This is a genomic window from Leclercia adecarboxylata (genome assembly GCF_006171285.1).
GTDB classification, from domain to species: domain Bacteria; phylum Pseudomonadota; class Gammaproteobacteria; order Enterobacterales; family Enterobacteriaceae; genus Enterobacter; species Enterobacter barmai.
In genome coordinates, this window is the sequence record NZ_CP040889.1 from 3,634,715 (window position 1) to 3,652,833 (window position 18,119).

The following is an 18,119-nucleotide window of genomic DNA, read 5'->3' on the forward strand; positions in this document are numbered from 1 at the left end:
ACGCTATGATCGCTTTAAATAAAAAATGGTTATCGGGTCTGGTTGCGGGCGCGCTGATGGCGGTCTCCGCAGGTACGCTGGCGGCAGAGCAAAAAACGCTGCATATCTACAACTGGTCTGATTATATTGCCCCGGACACGGTGGCCAATTTTGAAAAAGAGACCGGGATCAAAGTCGTCTATGACGTCTTCGATTCTAACGAAGTTCTGGAAGGCAAACTGATGGCGGGCAGCACCGGCTTTGACCTGGTCGTGCCTTCAGCCAGCTTCCTGGAACGTCAACTCTCCGCCGGCGTGTTCCAGCCGCTGGATAAAAGCAAACTACCGGACTGGAAAAACCTCGATCCTGAGCTGCTGAAGCTTATCGCTAAACACGACCCGGACAACAAATACGCCATGCCGTATATGTGGGCCACCACCGGTATCGGCTATAACGTCGAAAAAGTGAAGCAGGTGCTGGGTGCCGATGCGCCGGTCAACAGCTGGGATCTGGTGCTGAAGCCAGAGAATCTGGAAAAACTCAAAAGCTGCGGCGTGTCGTTCCTCGATGCTCCGGAAGAGATTTTTGCCACCGTGCTGAACTACCTGGGCAAAGATCCGAACAGCACCAAAGCGGATGATTACACCGGCCCGGCCACCGATCTGCTGCTGAAGCTGCGTCCAAATATCCGTTACTTCCACTCTTCCCAGTACATCAACGACCTGGCGAACGGCGATATCTGCGTCGCTATCGGCTGGGCAGGGGACGTATGGCAGGCGGCTAACCGCGCTAAAGAAGCGAAAAACGGCGTGAATATCGCCTATTCAATTCCGAAAGAGGGGGCGATGGCCTTCTTCGACGTCTTCGCGATGCCGGCAGATGCGAAAAACAAAGACGAAGCCTATCAGTTCCTGAACTATCTGCTGCGTCCGGAGGTTATCGCCCACATCTCTGATCACGTCTTCTATGCCAACGGCAACAAAGAGGCCACCAAACTGGTCAGCGCCGAAGTGCGTGATAATCCGGGCATCTACCCACCGGCTGACGTGCGCGCCAAGATGTTTACCCTGAGCGTGCAGGAGCCGAAGATCGACCGCGTGCGTACCCGCGCGTGGACCAAAGTGAAAAGCGGTAAATAAACGTTTGTCCCAGGCCGGGAAAGCCCAGCGCCCCCGGCTACAGGCGCACCGTTCTGGTGCGCCTGCACCATTTTGATTGATGCCGGAGAGCACCCCGTGAACGACGCGATCCCCCGCCCGCAGGCGAAAACCCGTAAAGCGCTGACCCCGCTGCTGGAAATCCGTAACCTGACCAAATCATTCGACGGTCAGAACGCTGTGGATGATGTCAGCCTGACTATCTACAAAGGTGAAATTTTTGCTCTGCTTGGCGCATCCGGTTGCGGGAAATCGACGTTGCTGCGCATGCTCGCCGGGTTTGAACAGCCCAGCGCCGGGCAGATCGTGCTGGACGGCGTTGACCTCTCCCGGGTGCCGCCGTATCAGCGCCCGATCAATATGATGTTCCAGTCTTACGCCCTGTTCCCGCACATGACCGTGGAGCAGAACATCGCCTTTGGCCTGAAGCAGGACAAACTGCCAAAAGCCGAAATCACCGCCCGCGTGGCCGAAATGCTGAGCCTGGTGCACATGCAGGAGTTTGCGAAGCGCAAGCCGCATCAGCTCTCCGGCGGTCAGCGTCAGCGCGTGGCCCTGGCCCGCAGCCTGGCGAAGCGGCCAAAACTGCTCCTGCTTGATGAACCGATGGGAGCGCTGGATAAAAAACTGCGCGACCGCATGCAGCTGGAAGTGGTGGATATTCTTGAGCGCGTGGGCGTGACCTGCGTGATGGTGACCCACGACCAGGAAGAGGCGATGACCATGGCCGGTCGTATTGCCATCATGAACCGCGGCAAGTTCGTGCAGATTGGCGAGCCGGAAGAGATCTACGAGCACCCGACCACCCGCTACAGCGCCGAATTTATCGGCTCCATGAACGTGTTCGAAGGGCTGCTGAAAACGCGTGAGGAAGACGGGCTGGTGCTCGACTCCCCGGGGCTGATCCACCCGCTGAAAGTGGCGGTGGACAACTCGGTGGTGGATAACGTCCCGGTCTACGTGGCGCTGCGTCCGGAAAAAATTACCCTCTGCGATGCCCCGCCCGCCGATGGCTACAACTTTGCCGTGGGGGAGGTGGTGCATATCGCCTACCTCGGCGATCTCTCCATCTACCACGTCCGCCTGAAGAGCGGCCAGATGATCAGCGCCCAGCTACAGAACACGTATCGCTACCGCAAAGGGTTGCCGACCTGGGGTGACGAAGTGCGTCTGTGCTGGGAAGCCGATAGCTGCGTTGTGCTGACGGTATAAGGAAGGGCCATGAACAAACCTGAACCTGCGACCCGCGCTGCGGCGGGCATTGATACCAGCTGGCTGACCCGCCTGCAGATGGCCCACGGCCGCAAGCTGGTCATCGCTATGCCGTATCTGTGGCTGATCCTGCTGTTCCTGCTGCCGTTCCTGATTGTGTTTAAGATCAGCCTGGCGGAGATGGCGCGGGCGATCCCGCCTTACACCGATCTGGTGGAGTGGGCGGACAGCCAGCTGGCGATCACCCTCAACCTGGGCAACTTCCTGCAGCTGACCGACGATCCGCTCTACTTCGACGCCTATCTGCAGTCGCTGCAGGTGGCGGCCATCTCGACACTCTGCTGTCTGCTGCTGGCCTATCCGCTGGCGTGGGCGGTGGCGCACAGCAAACCCTCGACGCGTAACATCCTGCTGCTGCTGGTGATTCTACCCTCGTGGACCTCGTTCCTGATCCGCGTCTATGCGTGGATGGGGATCCTGAAGAACAACGGCGTGCTGAATAACGTCCTGATGTGGCTGGGGGTTATCGATCAGCCCTTGACCATTCTGCACACCAACCTGGCGGTCTATATCGGGATTGTGTACGCCTATCTGCCGTTTATGGTGCTGCCGATCTACACCGCCCTGACGCGCATCGACTATTCGCTGGTGGAAGCGGCGCTGGATCTCGGCGCCCGTCCGCTGAAAACCTTCTTCAGCGTCATTGTGCCGCTGACCAAAGGCGGAATTATCGCCGGGTCGATGCTGGTGTTCATTCCGGCGGTGGGGGAGTTCGTGATCCCGGAACTGCTCGGCGGCCCGGACAGCATCATGATTGGCCGCGTGCTGTGGCAGGAGTTCTTCAATAACCGCGACTGGCCGGTGGCCTCGGCGGTGGCGATTGTGATGTTGCTGCTGCTGATCGTGCCGATCATGTGGTTCCACAAGTATCAGCAGAAACAGATGGGAGACCACGGATGAACAACTTACCGGTAGTGCGCTCTCCGTGGCGGATCCTGATCCTGGTGCTCGGCTTTACGTTCCTGTATGCGCCGATGCTGATGCTGGTGATCTACTCCTTCAACAGCTCCAAGCTGGTGACGGTGTGGGCGGGCTGGTCAACGCGCTGGTACGGCGAGCTGTTCCACGACCAGGCTATGATGAGCGCCGTGGGGTTAAGCCTGACCATTGCCGCCTGCGCGGCGACGATGGCGGCCATTCTCGGCACCATTGCCGCAGTGGTGATGGTGCGTTTTGGTCGTTTTCGCGGGGCCAACGGCTTTGCCTTTATGATCACCGCGCCGCTGGTAATGCCGGACGTGATCACCGGCCTGTCGCTGCTGCTGCTGTTTGTGGCGATGGGGCACGCCATTGGCTGGCCGTCCGATCGCGGCATGCTCACCATCTGGCTGGCCCACGTCACCTTCTGTACCGCCTATGTGGCGGTGGTGATCTCCTCGCGTCTGCGCGAGCTGGATCACTCCATTGAAGAGGCGGCAATGGATCTCGGGGCGACGCCGCTGAAGGTGTTTTTCATCATCACCCTGCCGATGATCATGCCGGCGGTGATCTCCGGCTGGCTGCTGGCGTTTACCCTGTCGCTGGACGATCTGGTGATCGCCAGCTTCGTCTCCGGCCCGGGGGCCACCACGCTGCCGATGCTGGTCTTTTCCAGCGTGCGCATGGGGGTCAACCCGGAGATCAACGCCCTGGCGACGCTGATTCTCGGCGTGGTCGGCATCATCGGCCTGATCGCCTGGTATCTGATGGCGCGGTCTGAAAAACAGCGTCAGCGCGATATCCAGCGTGCAAGACGCGGCTGAAGCTCCTAAAATCTGCAGAGAAGCGTAATTGGATGCCGCGTTAACGCGGCATCGTTTCATGGAAGACATCACGTTGGGATTTTTCACGAAAACTAGCCGGTCACATGCCCGTCTGAACGTTCCTGCCCTGGTGCAGGTGGCGGCGCTCGCCATTATCATGATCCGCTGCCTCGATGTATTTATGATTTTCAACACTTTGGGCATGCGCGGGCTGAGCGAGTTTATCCACCGCAGCGTGCAGACGTGGAACCTGACCCTGGTCTTTTTCGCCAGCCTGATGCTGGTGTTTATCGAAATCTACTGCGCCTTTTCGCTGGTCAAAGGGCGTAACTGGGCGCGGATCCTTTACCTGCTGACCCAGATTGTCGCCACTGGCTACCTGTGGGCCGCGTCGCTGGGCTACGGCTATCCCGAGCTGTTCAGCATTCCCGGCGAGTCCAGAGGCGAGATCTTCCGCACCCTGGTGATGCAAAAACTGCCCGACCTGCTGGTGCTCGGCCTGCTGTTTGTGCCGGCGGCCAGCCGACGGTTTTTCAATCTGCAATAACGTGTATAATCGCTGCCCCCAGACGTATTAAGGTTTCGTTATGCAGTGCGCACTCTATGACGCCGGTCGCTGTCGCTCCTGTCAGTGGATTGAACAGCCGGTCTCTTCTCAGCTTTCCGCCAAAATGGCCGACCTCCGGACCTTGCTGTCCGGGATGCCGGTGGCGGAGTGGTGCGCGCCGGTCAGCGGGCCGGAGCAGGCGTTTCGCAATAAAGCCAAAATGGTGGTCAGCGGCAGCGTTGAAAAACCGCTGTTTGGCATGCTGCACCGGGACGGTACTCCTGTCGATCTCACCGACTGCCCGCTCTATCCGGCCTCGTTTGCCCCCATCTTTGCCGTCCTGAAACCCTTTATCGCCCGCGCGGGTCTTACGCCCTACAACGTCGAACGTAAGCGCGGCGAGCTGAAATACCTGCTGCTCACCGAGAGCCAGCTTGATGGCGGGATGATGCTGCGCTTCGTCCTGCGCTCAGAGGCCAAACTGCCCCAGCTCCGCGCGGCCCTGCCGTGGCTGCAACAGCAGTTGCCGCAGCTGAAGGTGATCGCTGCCAATATTCAGCCGGTGCATATGGCGATTATGGAAGGCGAGGAGGAGATCTTCCTCACCGACGCCCAGGCGCTGGCGGAGCGTTTTAACGACGTGCCGCTGTGGATCCGCCCGAAGAGCTTCTTCCAGACCAACCCGACCGTCGCCAGCCAGCTGTACGCCACGGCGCGCGACTGGGTGCGTCAGTTACCGGTTAACCATATGTGGGATCTGTTCTGCGGCGTCGGCGGCTTTGGTCTGCACTGCGCCACCCCGCAGATGCAGCTTACCGGGATCGAAATCTCCGCCGAGGCGATCGCCTGCGCCACCCAGTCGGCCACAGAGCTGGGGTTAACGAATTTGCACTTCCAGGCGCTCGACTCCACGCAGTTCGCCACCGGGCAGGGCAGCGTACCGGAGCTGGTGCTGGTCAACCCGCCGCGTCGCGGCATCGGCAAGGCGCTCTGCGACTACCTGAGCCAGATGGCGCCGCAGTTTATTATCTACTCCAGCTGCAATGCCCGGACGATGGCGAAAGACATTGGCGATCTGCCCGGTTATCGGGTTGAACGGGTGCAGCTGTTCGATATGTTCCCGCATACTGCCCACTATGAAGTGTTGAGTCTGCTGGTTAAGTTCTGAGGGGTGTATTCCCTCTCCCCTATGGGGAGAGGGTTAGGGTGAGGGGATCAACGCGCACAATGTTAAACAAAATGTGAACGTTTCCCGCCGTAGAAATCAGGTAAGCTTTAGCTGTTAAGATTCAATAAGGCTGACCGATGAAGCAGATCCTGCTGGTAGAAGATGACGGCGATATCGCCGCGTTACTGCGTCTCAATTTAGAAGACGAAGGTTACGTGATTACCCACGAGGCGGACGGGGGCAGGGCGCAGCACCTGCTCGGACAATCCCACTGGGACGCGGTGATCCTCGACCTGATGCTGCCCAACGTTGACGGGCTGACCCTCTGCCGGGCGATCCGCGCCCGGGACCACTATCTGCCGGTGATTATCATCAGCGCCCGCAGCAGCGAAACCGAGCGCATTCTGGGCCTCGAAACCGGGGCCGATGACTATCTGGCGAAACCCTTCTCGGTGCAGGAGCTGGTGGCGCGCATCAGGGCGCTGTTCCGCCGTCAGCAGGCGATGGGGCAGCAAACTTCCGGGCTTATCAACGCCCACGGGCTGACCATCGACCCGCTGTCCCGCAGCGTGCTGCTGCGTGGCGAGGTGGTTGACCTCACGCCACGGGAATTCGATCTCCTCTACTTTTTCGCCCGTCATCCCGGGGAGGTCTTCTCCCGTCTGGCCCTCCTTGAGCAGGTGTGGGGATACCAGCACGAAGGGTACGAGCACACCGTCAACACCCACATCAATCGCCTGCGGGTAAAAATCGAAAAAGACGCCGCCGAGCCGGAGATCATCCGCACCGTCTGGGGCAAAGGCTATCTGTTTGCGGAACGTCCGCTATGATCCGCCGCCTCACTCTGCTGTTTATTCTTCTGCTGACGGGCTGTGCGGCGGTAGCCTGCGCGGTGCAGCTCTGGACCAGCATGCAGTATGGCAACGCCATGGTGCAGCGCCTCTCCGGCGGGCTGGCACAGCATATCGCCCAGCGGGAAACGCTGCTGGATGCCAACGGCCAGGTCGACCGCACCCGGCTCAAGCCGCTGTTTGACCGCCTGATGACTTACAACCCAAGCGTGGAGCTCTACGTCCTCTCCCCGGACGGGCAGATCCTCGCCGATGCCGCGCCGCCGGGGCACATCAAACGGCAGAAGCTCGCCGTTGCGCCGGTACAGCAGTTCCTGAGCGGCGGGATGATGCCGGTCTACGGGGACGATCCGCGCAGCCTGACCGGGGAGAAGGTCTTCAGCGCCGTGCCGCTGCATCAGGACGGCGTGCTGCGCGGCTATCTGTATATCGTTTTGCAGGGGGAAGAGCTGAACGCTCTGGCGGAGCAGGCGTGGCAGAAAACGCTCTGGAGCACCGTGCTCTGGTCGCTGCTGCTGGTGGCGCTCTTCGGCGCGCTGGCGGGCGGGCTGGTCTGGTACTGGGTGACACGGCCCGTGAAGCAGTTAACCGACGAGGTGAGCGGCCTGGATCGCGAAAGTATGCACGTCATCAAGCAGCTCGCCACCCAGCCCCTGCAGGCCGCGCCCTCTGACGAAGTGGCCCTGCTGCGCAATACCTTTATCGAGCTGGCGCAGCAGATTGCCAGCCAGTGGGATCAGCTGGCCGACAGCGACCGGCAGCGCCGGGAGTTTATCGCCAATATCTCTCACGATCTGCGCACGCCCCTGACCTCACTGCTGGGGTATCTGGAAACCCTGTCGCTGAAATCCGGCACCCTGTCCGCGCAGGAGACGCAGCACTATCTCTCCATTGCCCTGCGTCAGGGCCATAAGGTTCGCCATCTGTCGCAGCAGCTGTTTGAGCTGGCGCGCCTTGAGCACGGCAGCATCAAGCCTCAGCGCGAACGCTTTGCCATTGGGGAGCTTATCTCCGACGTGGCGCAAAAGTTTGACCTGGCGGTGGAGACGCGCCAGCTTCGGCTGCATATCGACGTGCCGCGCCAGCTGCCGATGATCAATGCCGATCTGTCGATGATCGAACGGGTGGTCACCAATCTGCTGGATAACGCGATTCGCCATACGCCGCCGGGGGGCGAGATCGGGCTGAAGGTGTGGCTGGAGGGTGAGCAGTTGCAGGTTGAAGTCAACGACAGCGGACCGGGGGTGGAGGAACACCTGCGCGATGCGCTCTTTATGCGGCCGTCAGCGCTGAGCCAGCAGGCGTCGAGGGATAATCGCGGCGGGCTGGGGCTGTTGATTGTCAAAAGAATGCTGGAGCTGCACGGCGGGGGGATCAGGCTGATGGAGGCGGCGAAAGGGGCGCGTTTTCGCTTCTATGTGCCGCTTTAAGATGATGTCTTTAGGAAGTATGATGGGAGGAGATAACCACTCTAATTAAAAGGATTTAATTATGACTGCAAAAGTCATTCCCTGGGATGGGTGCTACAGTGTGGTGACACGCCCCGGAGGGGTCTGCAAAGAAGTCGCTATCCCCTCTTATCCCCGCCTTTATTTTCACCCTGACAGTGAAACCCTGCTGGCAGTTGACCAATGTGACTGGCACGATCTTGAGCAGGAAAATAATCGACTCACCCACCTTCTTGCGCAGCGAGCAGATGCTTTAATACGGATTGAACAAATATTGGAAGGGGTGACTGCTCTGGGCTGGACTGATATCAATAAGCGCGATCGCTATCAGTATGCATTAAAAGAAGAGTATCGATATTTTGATGAAGCCTGCCAGGCATTACGGGTAGAACTCGCAGATTTAACTCCTGCAGAACAACTTCCTGCCGCGACATTGCTTGATGAAAATAGCAAAAAGAACGCGCTTGGGCTGATGGAACTCATCGAAGTTCAAGGAAGTAAGAACGGAACAAAATATGTTTATGTCCGTTCAGATAAAATTCGTAGCCACTGGCGCCGATACAGGTTAAACAGTGCAGAAAAGAAAAGCGGCGGTAAAAGTTTTTTAAAGGCAGTGGAATATACCGGCAAGGATGGCCAGACGCTAACTCGTTATGAAATCGACCCGGAAAAGCTGAAAGGGCAACTGGCAAAGCTCAAGCCGTCAATGAAAGCCTGGGAAGTGAAATTACTGGATGATAACGCTGGCGTCTGGAGCGTATGGGCAGAGGAATTTAATAGTAGTCTGAAACATTCATCCTTTGAAAATGCCCACATGACATTTGATGCCCAGGCTCAGCTATTACGTTGGGCATATGGTGCGAGCATGAAGGGGGTATTAAATCCTTTCGAAATTGATATCCGCACCGGTAAATACAAGCCAAAAGCGGAACTGAACGGTAAGACCAATGTTTACGCCAACCTTGCGCTCGCGGAAGCAAAAAGCAGTTGCAAGCTTCATCTGCCGGATAATGTCGGCGTAAAAATTTGTTATCCATTAGATCCGGTAAAAATCCCCGGCGGCGGTATGGGGATTCTGGGGACGTTTCGTTTTGATATCGACCTGACGCTGTCGGGTAGCATTGGGGCGAGCCTGGGCATAGAAGCGGGTGTCAGTATTTCTGATAACCGGGCAAAGGGTTTACCTGTAAAGGCCATGCCGGATGCAGGCTACGGATTTTGGCGGCAGATAGATGTCACTCAAGCAGGGCATACGCCATTAGAAAGTGGTGCAGAGCTGGGCGTATTCGCTGGGGCAGAAGCCGGGGCCAATGTGGCCGGTGCGTTGGTTTGGCACAATCCTGATCATATAAACAAGTACAGTACGCTGGCGAAAGTGTCGGTAGGTGCTGCTGTTCAGGCTGGTATTAGTGGCAGCGGACAACTAAGTTTTGCCTGGAAAGGAGGCAAAGTCAGAATACATATCAGCGGGGGCCTATGCTGGGGGGCGGGTGGTAGAGGCTCAATGAGCTTTGAAGTCGACGGACCTGCGATTATGACCGAATTTATGCCCTGCCTGACCTACATGTTACGTAATGCGGATTATATCCGACTGATGCAGATTATGATGGCTGACGATTATTATGCTTTTTGCGCCATTCCTTTGCTGGTGGGTATGTATGGGATCAATCGGGTGATTGATAGCATGAGTAGTGTTACTGATACCCTTATTCTGAGCTGGGGGAGCAAGGAGGCTCGTGTGGGGTTGATGGAGCGAATTCTGAATACTAAAGGGGATTGTTTAAAATTCGCGCCACCAGAGAGTAAAGGAGCTGTTATTGCAGCACTAATAGAAACCAACCTTTGGGATAATATTGCCAGTCAAGTCAGCCATGCAGAGACGGTCTGTGAGGGAGGAACCGTTTTTAGCGCCCGTAAACGCGCCATTATTTATTCTTTTCGCTGGATTCAATCACGGCGCGAATACGAAAATATTATGCAGCATCTTGGAACTGATATGACGGTGAAAAGTGACTGGAAGCTCAATGAACAGAAAGTCATTGCGTTTCTGGCTCAGGGTGAAACACCCAAAACCTTTGGCTTCGCAGGCTCACTGGTTCCCGCTGCGCAGAACATCACGATTAAACCCAGCCACTATGCAGATAACCTGAAAAACCTTTACCTCGATCTACCAGAAGCACCTGCAATCCCGCCTGGGCACGTCAATATGTCTACCTTACCATTAAGAGAAGTGCTGCCAGGTCATCTCCATAGCTGCACGCGGCTTATTCACTCCATGCACGGAGAGAAAGCATGACACGTAAAGGTTTTTGTGTAGCAGGGTTATTTATTGTAATGGCGCTGACCGGTTGCCGGGATGAACAGAAGATTCAGGCGGAGCGGACTGCTCTGGTTAACAACGCGCTGGAAAATCTGGTGACAGTTAAGGGCGGGCGGTTTCAGATGGGGGATTTTGGCCCCCTGACAGGTGAAAAATTGCCGTTCAGCGCCGATGCGGACAATAAGCCCCTGCACTGGGTGACGCTGTCGGATTTCCGCATCAGTAAGTATCGCGTGACATGGGGTGAATTTAACCGCTGGTTAGAAATTCAGGGGCGAGATTTGACGGAGTTTTATAAAGAAACACGTGGGAACAAATATACCTGGCGAAGCGGTCGTGATGCGCTTGGTAATAATTACCCTGCATCCGTCAGCTGGCAGGATGCGCAGGCCTACTGCCGGTGGCTGGGAAAGGCCAGCGGGCGTCATATCGACCTGCCGACAGAAGCACAATGGGAGTACGCGGCACGCAGCAGGGGACAGTTTCTGATTCTGGCGAACAGCAATAACCACTGGTATTACGAAGATAACAAAGCCAGTAATTTCGCCCCGTCGGCCGAGAATCGACCGGTGGGAAGCTATGCTCCCAACTCACTGGGGCTTTACGACATGCTGGGAAATGGCACTGACTGGGTCATGGACTGGTATGCAGCGGATTATTATCGCCACTCCCGTGAAAAAGATCCTCAGGGCCCTGAGACAGGAGTAAAGAAAGTGATCAGAGGCTGGCTGGGAGCCCCATCGGATTCACTTACCATGACCCGTAACGCTCTGAAACCTGATACGGTTCAGGGCCCACCGTCGCGCACAACGGGTTTCCGGTGTGCAGAAAATAGCCCGTCAGCGCATTGATAAAAATTGTACGAATAATCAACAAACCTCAGATAAAGGATTATCGCATGGCGCTGAGAAATTATGGCGTAACGGCTGTACTGGTGTTGCTGACGCTGACCGGTTGCCGGGATGAACAGAAGATTCAGGCGGAGCAGACTGCTCTGGTTAACAACGCGCTGGAAAATCTGGTGACAGTTAAGGGCGGGCGATTTCAGATGGGGGATTTTGGCCCCCTGACAGGTGAAAAATTGCCGTTCAGCGCCGATGCGGACAATAAGCCCCTGCACTGGGTGACGCTGTCGGATTTCCGCATCAGTAAGTATCGCGTGACCTGGGGAGAATTTAACCGCTGGCTGGAAATTCAGGGGCGAGTGCCGAATGATTATTTTCAGGAAATGGCAAACGATAGCGATCCTGATTATGCATCACTGAAAATTGCACTTGGTAATAACTATCCTGCATCCGTCAGCTGGCAGGATGCGCAGGCCTACTGCCGGTGGCTGGGAAAGGCCAGCGGGCGTCATATCGACCTGCCGACAGAAGCACAATGGGAGTATGCGGCACGCAGCAGGGGACAGTTTCTGATTTTTGGGAACAGCGATAACAGGTATCACTACGAAAATGACAACGCGCGCAATATTGCCCCTTCAACGGAAAACCGTCCGGTGGGAAGCTATGCGCCGAACCCGCTCGGCCTGTATGACATTCAGGGAAATGGCGCGGACTGGATCAGGGACTGGTACGCGGCAGATTATTACAGTCGTTCGCCTGAAAATGATCCTCAGGGACCTGACGATGGCGATAAACGAGTTATCAGAGGATTGCCCAGAGATGCCGGAGAAGGTTACACCATCACCAGGGGAAGTATGAAACCTGATACGGTTCAGGGCCCACCGTCGCGCACAACGGGTTTCCGGTGTGCAGAAAACATCTCGTCAGCAAAATAAAAAAGACTACACCGGTGGTGTAGTCTTTCGCTGGTGATTGTAAAAAGGCGATCTTTAAGTTACTGCGGGAACCACTGGTCGCTGATTTTCTGATACGTGCCGTCGGCTTTAATCGCTTTCAGTGCGCCGTTCAGTTTCTCCACCAGGGCTTTATTGTCCGGACGCACAGCGATGCCCAGACCGGTGCCGAAGTACTGCGGATCGGTCACTTTATCGGTAGCGGTACCCAGCTGCGGGTTGGTTTTCAGCCACTCGTTCACCACCGCGGTGTCACCGAATACGCCGTCGATACGGCCATTTTTCAGGTCGATTATTGCGTTCTGGTAGCTGTCATAGGCCACGGTTTTCACTTCCGGGTGCTTATCCTGCAGGTATTTCTGGTGCGTGGTGCCGTTTTCCATGCCGATGCGCTTGCCTTTCAGCTGCTCAAAGGAGGTGTACTGGCCTTTTTTGGCGATCACCACCGCAGAGTTGGCGTAGTATGGTTCGGTAAAGGCAACCTGCTTGCTACGCTCCGGGGTAATGTCCATGCCGGAGATCACCGCGTCATATTTTTTGAATTTCAGGGCCGGGATCAGGCTGTCAAAGGCGTGGTTAGTAAAGGTGCACTCGGCCTGCATCTGGGTACAGAGCGCTTTTGCCAGGTCGATATCAAAACCGACGATCTGGTTGCTGGCATCCAGCGATTCAAACGGTGGATACGTCGCAGAAACACCGAAGCTGATCTTGTCGGCGGCAGAGGCGCCAGCGGCGAAGGTAGCGAGTAAAGCGGCCAGAACTAACTTTTTCATCATGAAGCTCCCGTCTGTCAATCTTGTCATTATATGCCGTGTCTGCGGCTGAACGTCACAATGCCATCTAATGAATTTATATGCAATAAAAATGATTAAGTATTTTTTGAGAAATAAAAAAAGACGCACAGTGGTTAGACTTATCCGTCTTTTTTAAATCAAACTTATGCAGTTTTAATTACGGCGTTCGAAGGCCAGCGCTCTGCGTTCAACTAAACGCATCAGCAGGGTCAGCAGGCCGTTGACGATGAGATAGATAATGCCGGCTGCCCCAAACACCATCACATCGTATGTCCGTCCGTACAGCAGCTGTCCGTGACCCATCACCTCCATCAGGGTGATGGTATAGGCCAGCGACGTGCTCTTGAACACCAGCACCACTTCGTTGGAGTACGAAGAGAGGGCGCGTTTGAACGCGTACGGCAGCAGGATCGCCAGCGTGTCTTTCTTGCTCATCCCCAGCGCGCCGCAGGACTGCCACTGGCCGTCCGGAATGGCGCGGATCGCGCCGTAGAACAGCTGCGTGGTATAGGCGGCGCTGTTCAGCGACAGGGCGAGCAGGGCGCACAGCCACGGCTCGGAGAGCAGATGCCACAGCACCGGATATTCCTGCAGCGTCGGGAACTGGCCCGGGCCGTAGTAAATCAGGAAGATCTGCACCAGCAGCGGCGTGCCGGTAAACAGGGTGATGTAGCCGCGCACGATCCACACCAGCACCGGCGTTTTCAGCGTCAGGATGATGGTGAAAATCAGCGCCAGGATCAGCGCCACGATAATCGAGGCCACCGTCAGCGTAAGGCTGGTGTGCAGCCCTTTCATCAGTTCGGGTAAATACTCAAGCATCAGCCTGGTCTCCGTTCAAAACGCGTCGCACGCAGGTCAATACGCTTGAGGATGTACTGACTGAGCAACGTGATCACCAGGTAGATGGCCGCCGCCACAATGTACCAGGTAAAGGGCTCCTGGGTACGGGTGGCAATGCTTTTGGTCTGCAGCATCAGGTCGTTAACGCTGATTAAGCTCACCAGCGCGGTATCTTTCAGCAGCACCAGCCACTGGTTGCCGAGCCCCGGCAGGGCATGACGCCACATCTGCGGCATCACCAGACGGAAGAAAATCGCGGTTTTCGACAGCCCCAGCGCCTGACCGGACTCCCACTGTCCCACCGGCACCGCTTTCAGCGCACCGCGCAGGGTTTGCGAGGCGTAGGCGGAATAGAGCAGGGAGAGGGCGATCACGCCGCACAGGAACGGGCTGACGTCGAAGTTTTCGATCTGCATCTGAATCGGGATCTGCACCACGCCCAGGTTGAGCGTAAAGCCGTCCGACAGCATCAGCAGCAGCTGCGAAGAACCAAAGTAGATAAACAGTACCACCAGGATTTCCGGCAGGCCGCGCAGCAGGGTCACCAGTGCTGAGCCGGTCCAGGCGACAGGTCGCCACTTAGCCGACTCCCACACGGCAAAGATCATCGCCAGCACCAGGCCGATAATCAGCGCACAAACGGCAAGGCCGACGGTCATCCCGGCGGCGCTTGCTAATGGAAAAATTTCGTTCATCAGATCTTACTTCTGGAACCATTTGTTGTAGATGGAATCGTAGGTCCCATCTTTCTTCACTTTTTCCAGCGCAGTGTTGAATTTCTGCTGCAGCTCGGTGTTGCCCTGACGGACAGCAATGCCGAGACCGGTGCCGAAGTAGTCTTTATCCGTCACTTTATCGCCCACCGCGGCCAGCTTGTCGTTCGCTTTCAGCCATTCGGTCACTACCGCGTTGTCACCAAAGACGGCATCAATACGGCCGTTCTGCAGATCCAGACGGGCGTTCTGATAGCTGTCGTAAGGTACGGTGGTGATTTCCGGGTGCTTATCCATGATGAATTTCTGGTGCGTGGTGCCGTTCTGCACGCCCACTTTCTTGCCTTTCAGCGCGTCGATAGAAGCGTATTTACCCTTCTGGCCGATGAACAGCGCGGAGTTTTCATAGTAAGGGGTGCTGAACAGAACCTGCTTTTCACGTTCCGGGGTGATGTCCATACCGGCCATGACCGCGTCGATACGGCGGAATTTCAGGCTTGGGATCAGGCTGTCGAAAGACTGGTTAGCGAAAGTACAGGTGGCGTCGATCTCTTTACACAGGGCGTTAGCCAGATCCACATCAAAGCCGACAATCTTGTTATTCGCATCCATAGATTCAAACGGAGGGTAGGAGGCTTCCGTGGCAAAACGAATGGTCTGAGCTGCGGTGGCAGAGAGGCTAACGCTTGCAAGCAGCGCGGCAATCACTATTTTTTTCATTGTCGTTCTCTCGATTCGATTAGTGAGACAGATAATTTCTGAATGCGTCGGTCTGCGGCTCGGCAAAGCAGCGCGCATCCCCTTGCTCCACGATATGACCGTTTTCCATATAGACCACACGGCTGGCGGTTTTACGCGCCACTTCCACTTCGTGGGTCACGATCACCTGGGTAATGTTGGTCTCCGCCAGTTCGCGAATAATGCTGACGATCTGGGCGGTGATTTCCGGGTCCAGCGCGGCGGTCGGTTCGTCAAACAGCAGAACCTGCGGCTCCATCATCAGGGCGCGGGCGATGGCCACACGCTGCTGCTGACCGCCGGAGAGGTGCAGCGGATAACGGTCGCTGTAGGGCTTCAGGCGCAGACGCTCCAGCAGCTTCTCGGCACGCGCCAGCGCCTGCTCTTTTGACAGGCCCAGCACGCGGCAAGGCGCTTCAATCAGGTTTTGCTGCACGGTGAGGTGCGGCCAGAGATTATATTGCTGAAACACCATGCCGACGTTCTGGCGCAGATCGCGGATCGCTTTCTCAGAGGGCGCTTTAGCAAAATTAAAGTGATTACCCGCGATATCCAGGGTTCCGGAGCGGGGCATTTCAAGCAGATTGAGGACGCGAAGCAGCGAACTTTTACCCGCGCCGCTTGGGCCTAACAGCACCAGCGTCTCGCCCTCAGGGCAATTGAGTGTGATGTCGAACAGCGCCTGGTGTGCGCCGTAGAAGCAGTTAATGCCGTTTAGTTGAATACTCATCGGGGCAGTCTTTACTCATCCAGGCAATCTATAGCAATTGAGGCCGCAAATAGTACCGTTGACAGAATAGTTATGCAATATAACTGCGTTAAAAGTTAAATATAAACCGTATCTATCCCTAAACATAGCACAAAATAGCGGAAGGCAATGTCGGCGAGAATAAATGTCGGCATTCCTCACGAAATGCCAGACATTTTACGGGGTTTTCCCTGCTTAACGGTCTGAAGCGCGCCGGATTAGAGGTTTTCAATCGACTGGCGCAGGGTGCCGGCCGGGGCATGGACGCTGCCGCCGAGGTAGCGCACGTCGTCGATCGCCCAGCACTGCCCTTCACGGATCATCAGCACCTCATCCTGCCAGGTCTGGCTGCCCTGCGTCAGCTTGACGCGTAGCGGAATATTGCGCGCATCGGTATTCGGGATGGTCGAGGCGCTGGAGACTTCGGCCTTTTCAGGGGCGGTGGTGCGGCTGGAGAACGGATCGTCTTTCAGCAGGCTGCTGTGCTGCGGATCGCGGCTGGCATCGCTCAGCAGCTGGGCCAGATTATCGCTCAGGTACGGGCGCAGGGCGGTGAAGTCGTTGCTGCGGTGCGTAATGCGGTAGTCATAGAATTGTTGAGCCACGGCATCCGGCCCGCCGGTAATGCAGCTGCCGCTGCGGGTACCGATGTCCTTAAAGGCCGGGGTGACTGGCGTAGTGCAGGCGCTGAGCAGCAGCGCGCAAGGCACTAAAAGCGTCAAAGCAGAATAGCGCATGATGATTTCCTTATTAGGCTGCAATAATTAACTAACCTTTAAATGATAGCGTAACGAGCAGATAATGGTTTTGTTCTTAAACGGTTAGGTACGTAACACGGAGACGAAAATGCAATTTTCAACCACCCCCACTCTGGAAGGACAACCCATCAGCGAATACTGCGGCGTGGTGACCGGTGAAGCGATTCTCGGTGCCAATGTTTTCCGCGACTTTTTTGCCGGGATCCGCGATATCGTCGGCGGCCGCTCCGGCGCCTATGAAAAAGAGCTGCGTAAAGCCCGTGAAATCGCCTTTAAGGAGATGGGTGAACAGGCGAAAGCCATGGGCGCAGACGCCGTTGTGGGCATCGATATCGACTACGAAACCGTCGGCAAAGACGCCAGCATGCTGATGGTCAGCGTCAGCGGTACGGCGGTGAAAACGCGCCGATGAAGCAGGTATTTGCCCCCGTCCTGCTTGCCCTGCTGCTGGCAGGCTGTGCGGCAGAAAAAGGGATTGTCGAAAAAGGGGCCTATGAGCTGGATACCCGGCGACAGGCCCAGGCGGCCTATCCGCGCATCAAGGTGCTGGTTATTCACTACACCGCCGACGATTTTGACAGCTCTCTGGCGACGTTGACCGATAAAAACGTCAGCTCCCACTATCTGATCCCGGCGATCCCGCCTCTGTATAAAGGAAAGCCGCGGATCTGGCAGCTGGTGCCGGAGGGCTCCCTGGCCTGGCATGCCGGGGTCAGCTTCTGGCGTGGCGCCACGCGTATTAATGACACCTCTATTGGCATTGAGCTGGAGAACCGAGGCTGGCAAAAAATCGACGGACAGAAACGCTTTGTGCCCTTCGAACCGGCGCAAATCGCCGCCCTGATCCCGCTGGCGAAGGATATTATTCAGCGTTACGACATTAAACCGCAGAACGTGGTGGCCCATGCGGACATCGCCCCGCAGCGCAAAGACGATCCGGGGCCGCTGTTCCCCTGGCAGGCGCTGGCGCAGCAGGGGATTGGCGCCTGGCCGGATCCCGCCCGGGTGGCGTTTTACCTGAACGGGCAACCGCCTTACCAACCCGCGGACAGCGCCACGCTGCTGAGTTTATTATCCCGCTATGGCTATGATGTGCCAGATAATATTTCACAAGCACAGCAGAAGCGGATAATTATGGCCTTTCAAATGCACTTCAGACCGCAATTATGGAATGGTGTAGCTGATATAGAAACAATTGCTATCGCTGAAGCATTATTAGAGAAATACGGACAGGGTTAATCCT

19 protein-coding genes are annotated in these 18,119 nt (G+C 56.4%); 13 read left to right on the plus strand and 6 right to left on the minus strand.

The annotated features are described in order from the left end of the window. The first annotated feature begins 5 nt into the window (after positions 1-5). The 11 genes from potF (at position 6) to FHN83_RS19165 (ending at position 12,264) form a co-directional block, all read left to right on the plus strand. Complete coding sequence (gene potF / locus FHN83_RS19115) at positions 6-1,118, plus strand: spermidine/putrescine ABC transporter substrate-binding protein PotF (protein WP_039029548.1); 1,113 nt, start codon at positions 6-8, stop codon at positions 1,116-1,118. 96 nt (positions 1,119-1,214) lie between these two features. Then, positions 1,215-2,348, plus strand: coding sequence for a putrescine ABC transporter ATP-binding subunit PotG (gene potG, locus FHN83_RS19120; RefSeq protein ID WP_039029547.1), 1,134 nt, complete (start codon positions 1,215-1,217; stop codon positions 2,346-2,348). A 9-nt stretch (positions 2,349-2,357) separates the two neighbouring features. Then, on the plus strand, positions 2,358-3,308 hold the full coding sequence (gene potH, locus FHN83_RS19125) for a putrescine ABC transporter permease PotH (protein ID WP_039029546.1): 951 nt from the start codon (positions 2,358-2,360) through the stop codon (positions 3,306-3,308). Next, entirely contained in the window at positions 3,305-4,150 is an 846-nt protein-coding gene (potI, locus tag FHN83_RS19130) for a putrescine ABC transporter permease PotI (protein ID WP_039029545.1), read from the plus strand. Before potH ends, potI begins: the two co-directional genes overlap by 4 nt. Before the next feature lie 58 nt (positions 4,151-4,208). Next, positions 4,209-4,697: a YbjO family protein gene (locus FHN83_RS19135; protein ID WP_138369478.1), complete on the plus strand. Its 489-nt coding sequence runs from the start codon at positions 4,209-4,211 to the stop codon at positions 4,695-4,697. 40 nt (positions 4,698-4,737) lie between these two features. Then, a complete protein-coding gene (rlmC, locus tag FHN83_RS19140) occupies positions 4,738-5,865 on the plus strand; it encodes a 23S rRNA (uracil(747)-C(5))-methyltransferase RlmC (RefSeq protein WP_138369477.1) in 1,128 nt (375 codons plus the stop codon). 137 nt (positions 5,866-6,002) lie between these two features. Continuing rightward, the gene (locus FHN83_RS19145; RefSeq protein WP_039029542.1) at positions 6,003-6,695 is read left to right on the plus strand and encodes a response regulator transcription factor; all 693 of its coding nucleotides are present in this window, start codon (positions 6,003-6,005) and stop codon (positions 6,693-6,695) included. Further along, positions 6,692-8,146 (plus strand): ATP-binding protein, encoded by a 1,455-nt coding sequence (locus tag FHN83_RS19150; RefSeq protein WP_139564638.1) that lies wholly within the window; start codon positions 6,692-6,694, stop codon positions 8,144-8,146. Before FHN83_RS19145 ends, FHN83_RS19150 begins: the two co-directional genes overlap by 4 nt. A 61-nt stretch (positions 8,147-8,207) precedes the next feature. Continuing rightward, the gene (locus FHN83_RS19155; protein WP_139564639.1) at positions 8,208-10,460 is read left to right on the plus strand and encodes a hypothetical protein; all 2,253 of its coding nucleotides are present in this window, start codon (positions 8,208-8,210) and stop codon (positions 10,458-10,460) included. Next, a complete protein-coding gene (locus FHN83_RS19160) occupies positions 10,457-11,335 on the plus strand; it encodes a formylglycine-generating enzyme family protein (RefSeq protein ID WP_139564640.1) in 879 nt (292 codons plus the stop codon). The genes FHN83_RS19155 and FHN83_RS19160 overlap by 4 nt, the downstream gene beginning before the upstream one ends. Positions 11,336-11,382: 47 nt before the next feature. Continuing rightward, positions 11,383-12,264, plus strand: coding sequence for a formylglycine-generating enzyme family protein (locus FHN83_RS19165; protein ID WP_139564641.1), 882 nt, complete (start codon positions 11,383-11,385; stop codon positions 12,262-12,264). Positions 12,265-12,323: 59 nt separating this feature from the next. Here FHN83_RS19165 and artJ read toward each other — a convergent pair whose 3' ends face one another. From artJ to FHN83_RS19195, 6 genes are all read right to left on the minus strand, one after another. Then, positions 12,324-13,055: an arginine ABC transporter substrate-binding protein ArtJ gene (gene artJ / locus FHN83_RS19170; RefSeq protein ID WP_039029637.1), complete on the minus strand. Its 732-nt coding sequence runs from the start codon at positions 13,053-13,055 to the stop codon at positions 12,324-12,326. A gap of 174 nt (positions 13,056-13,229) precedes the next feature. Next, the gene (gene artM / locus FHN83_RS19175; protein WP_039029540.1) at positions 13,230-13,898 is read right to left on the minus strand and encodes an arginine ABC transporter permease ArtM; all 669 of its coding nucleotides are present in this window, start codon (positions 13,896-13,898) and stop codon (positions 13,230-13,232) included. Continuing rightward, complete coding sequence (gene artQ / locus FHN83_RS19180; protein WP_032617286.1) at positions 13,898-14,614, minus strand: arginine ABC transporter permease ArtQ; 717 nt, start codon at positions 14,612-14,614, stop codon at positions 13,898-13,900. Before artQ ends, artM begins: the two co-directional genes overlap by 1 nt. A 6-nt stretch (positions 14,615-14,620) precedes the next feature. Further along, positions 14,621-15,352, minus strand: coding sequence for an arginine ABC transporter substrate-binding protein ArtI (gene artI, locus FHN83_RS19185; protein WP_139564642.1), 732 nt, complete (start codon positions 15,350-15,352; stop codon positions 14,621-14,623). 19 nt (positions 15,353-15,371) lie between these two features. Next, a complete protein-coding gene (gene artP, locus FHN83_RS19190) occupies positions 15,372-16,100 on the minus strand; it encodes an arginine ABC transporter ATP-binding protein ArtP (protein WP_039029538.1) in 729 nt (242 codons plus the stop codon). A gap of 236 nt (positions 16,101-16,336) precedes the next feature. Beyond that, positions 16,337-16,855, minus strand: coding sequence for a lipoprotein (locus tag FHN83_RS19195; RefSeq protein WP_139564643.1), 519 nt, complete (start codon positions 16,853-16,855; stop codon positions 16,337-16,339). Between the two features lie 109 nt (positions 16,856-16,964). Between FHN83_RS19195 and FHN83_RS19200 the strand changes: the two genes are divergently transcribed. Together FHN83_RS19200 and FHN83_RS19205 are read left to right on the plus strand one after the other, a co-directional pair. After that, positions 16,965-17,288 (plus strand): heavy metal-binding domain-containing protein, encoded by a 324-nt coding sequence (locus tag FHN83_RS19200; protein WP_039029536.1) that lies wholly within the window; start codon positions 16,965-16,967, stop codon positions 17,286-17,288. Then, a complete protein-coding gene (locus FHN83_RS19205) occupies positions 17,285-18,115 on the plus strand; it encodes an N-acetylmuramoyl-L-alanine amidase (RefSeq protein WP_139564644.1) in 831 nt (276 codons plus the stop codon). Before FHN83_RS19200 ends, FHN83_RS19205 begins: the two co-directional genes overlap by 4 nt. Positions 18,116-18,119: the final 4 nt, after the last annotated feature.

Coding starts and splice junctions, on each gene's coding strand:
- artP (WP_039029538.1), bottom strand. CDS start 16,100: ATGAGTATTCAACTAAACGGCATTAACTGCTTCTACGGCGCACACCAG.
- FHN83_RS19150 (WP_139564638.1), top strand. CDS start 6,692: ATGATCCGCCGCCTCACTCTGCTGTTTATTCTTCTGCTGACGGGCTGT.
- FHN83_RS19135 (WP_138369478.1), top strand. CDS start 4,209: ATGGAAGACATCACGTTGGGATTTTTCACGAAAACTAGCCGGTCACAT.
- FHN83_RS19165 (WP_139564641.1), top strand. CDS start 11,383: ATGGCGCTGAGAAATTATGGCGTAACGGCTGTACTGGTGTTGCTGACG.
- artJ (WP_039029637.1), bottom strand. CDS start 13,055: ATGAAAAAGTTAGTTCTGGCCGCTTTACTCGCTACCTTCGCCGCTGGC.
- FHN83_RS19155 (WP_139564639.1), top strand. CDS start 8,208: ATGACTGCAAAAGTCATTCCCTGGGATGGGTGCTACAGTGTGGTGACA.
- FHN83_RS19195 (WP_139564643.1), bottom strand. CDS start 16,855: ATGCGCTATTCTGCTTTGACGCTTTTAGTGCCTTGCGCGCTGCTGCTC.
- artI (WP_139564642.1), bottom strand. CDS start 15,352: ATGAAAAAAATAGTGATTGCCGCGCTGCTTGCAAGCGTTAGCCTCTCT.
- potI (WP_039029545.1), top strand. CDS start 3,305: ATGAACAACTTACCGGTAGTGCGCTCTCCGTGGCGGATCCTGATCCTG.
- potH (WP_039029546.1), top strand. CDS start 2,358: ATGAACAAACCTGAACCTGCGACCCGCGCTGCGGCGGGCATTGATACC.
- FHN83_RS19200 (WP_039029536.1), top strand. CDS start 16,965: ATGCAATTTTCAACCACCCCCACTCTGGAAGGACAACCCATCAGCGAA.
- FHN83_RS19145 (WP_039029542.1), top strand. CDS start 6,003: ATGAAGCAGATCCTGCTGGTAGAAGATGACGGCGATATCGCCGCGTTA.
- artQ (WP_032617286.1), bottom strand. CDS start 14,614: ATGAACGAAATTTTTCCATTAGCAAGCGCCGCCGGGATGACCGTCGGC.
- FHN83_RS19160 (WP_139564640.1), top strand. CDS start 10,457: ATGACACGTAAAGGTTTTTGTGTAGCAGGGTTATTTATTGTAATGGCG.
- artM (WP_039029540.1), bottom strand. CDS start 13,898: ATGCTTGAGTATTTACCCGAACTGATGAAAGGGCTGCACACCAGCCTT.
- potF (WP_039029548.1), top strand. CDS start 6: ATGATCGCTTTAAATAAAAAATGGTTATCGGGTCTGGTTGCGGGCGCG.
- FHN83_RS19205 (WP_139564644.1), top strand. CDS start 17,285: ATGAAGCAGGTATTTGCCCCCGTCCTGCTTGCCCTGCTGCTGGCAGGC.
- rlmC (WP_138369477.1), top strand. CDS start 4,738: ATGCAGTGCGCACTCTATGACGCCGGTCGCTGTCGCTCCTGTCAGTGG.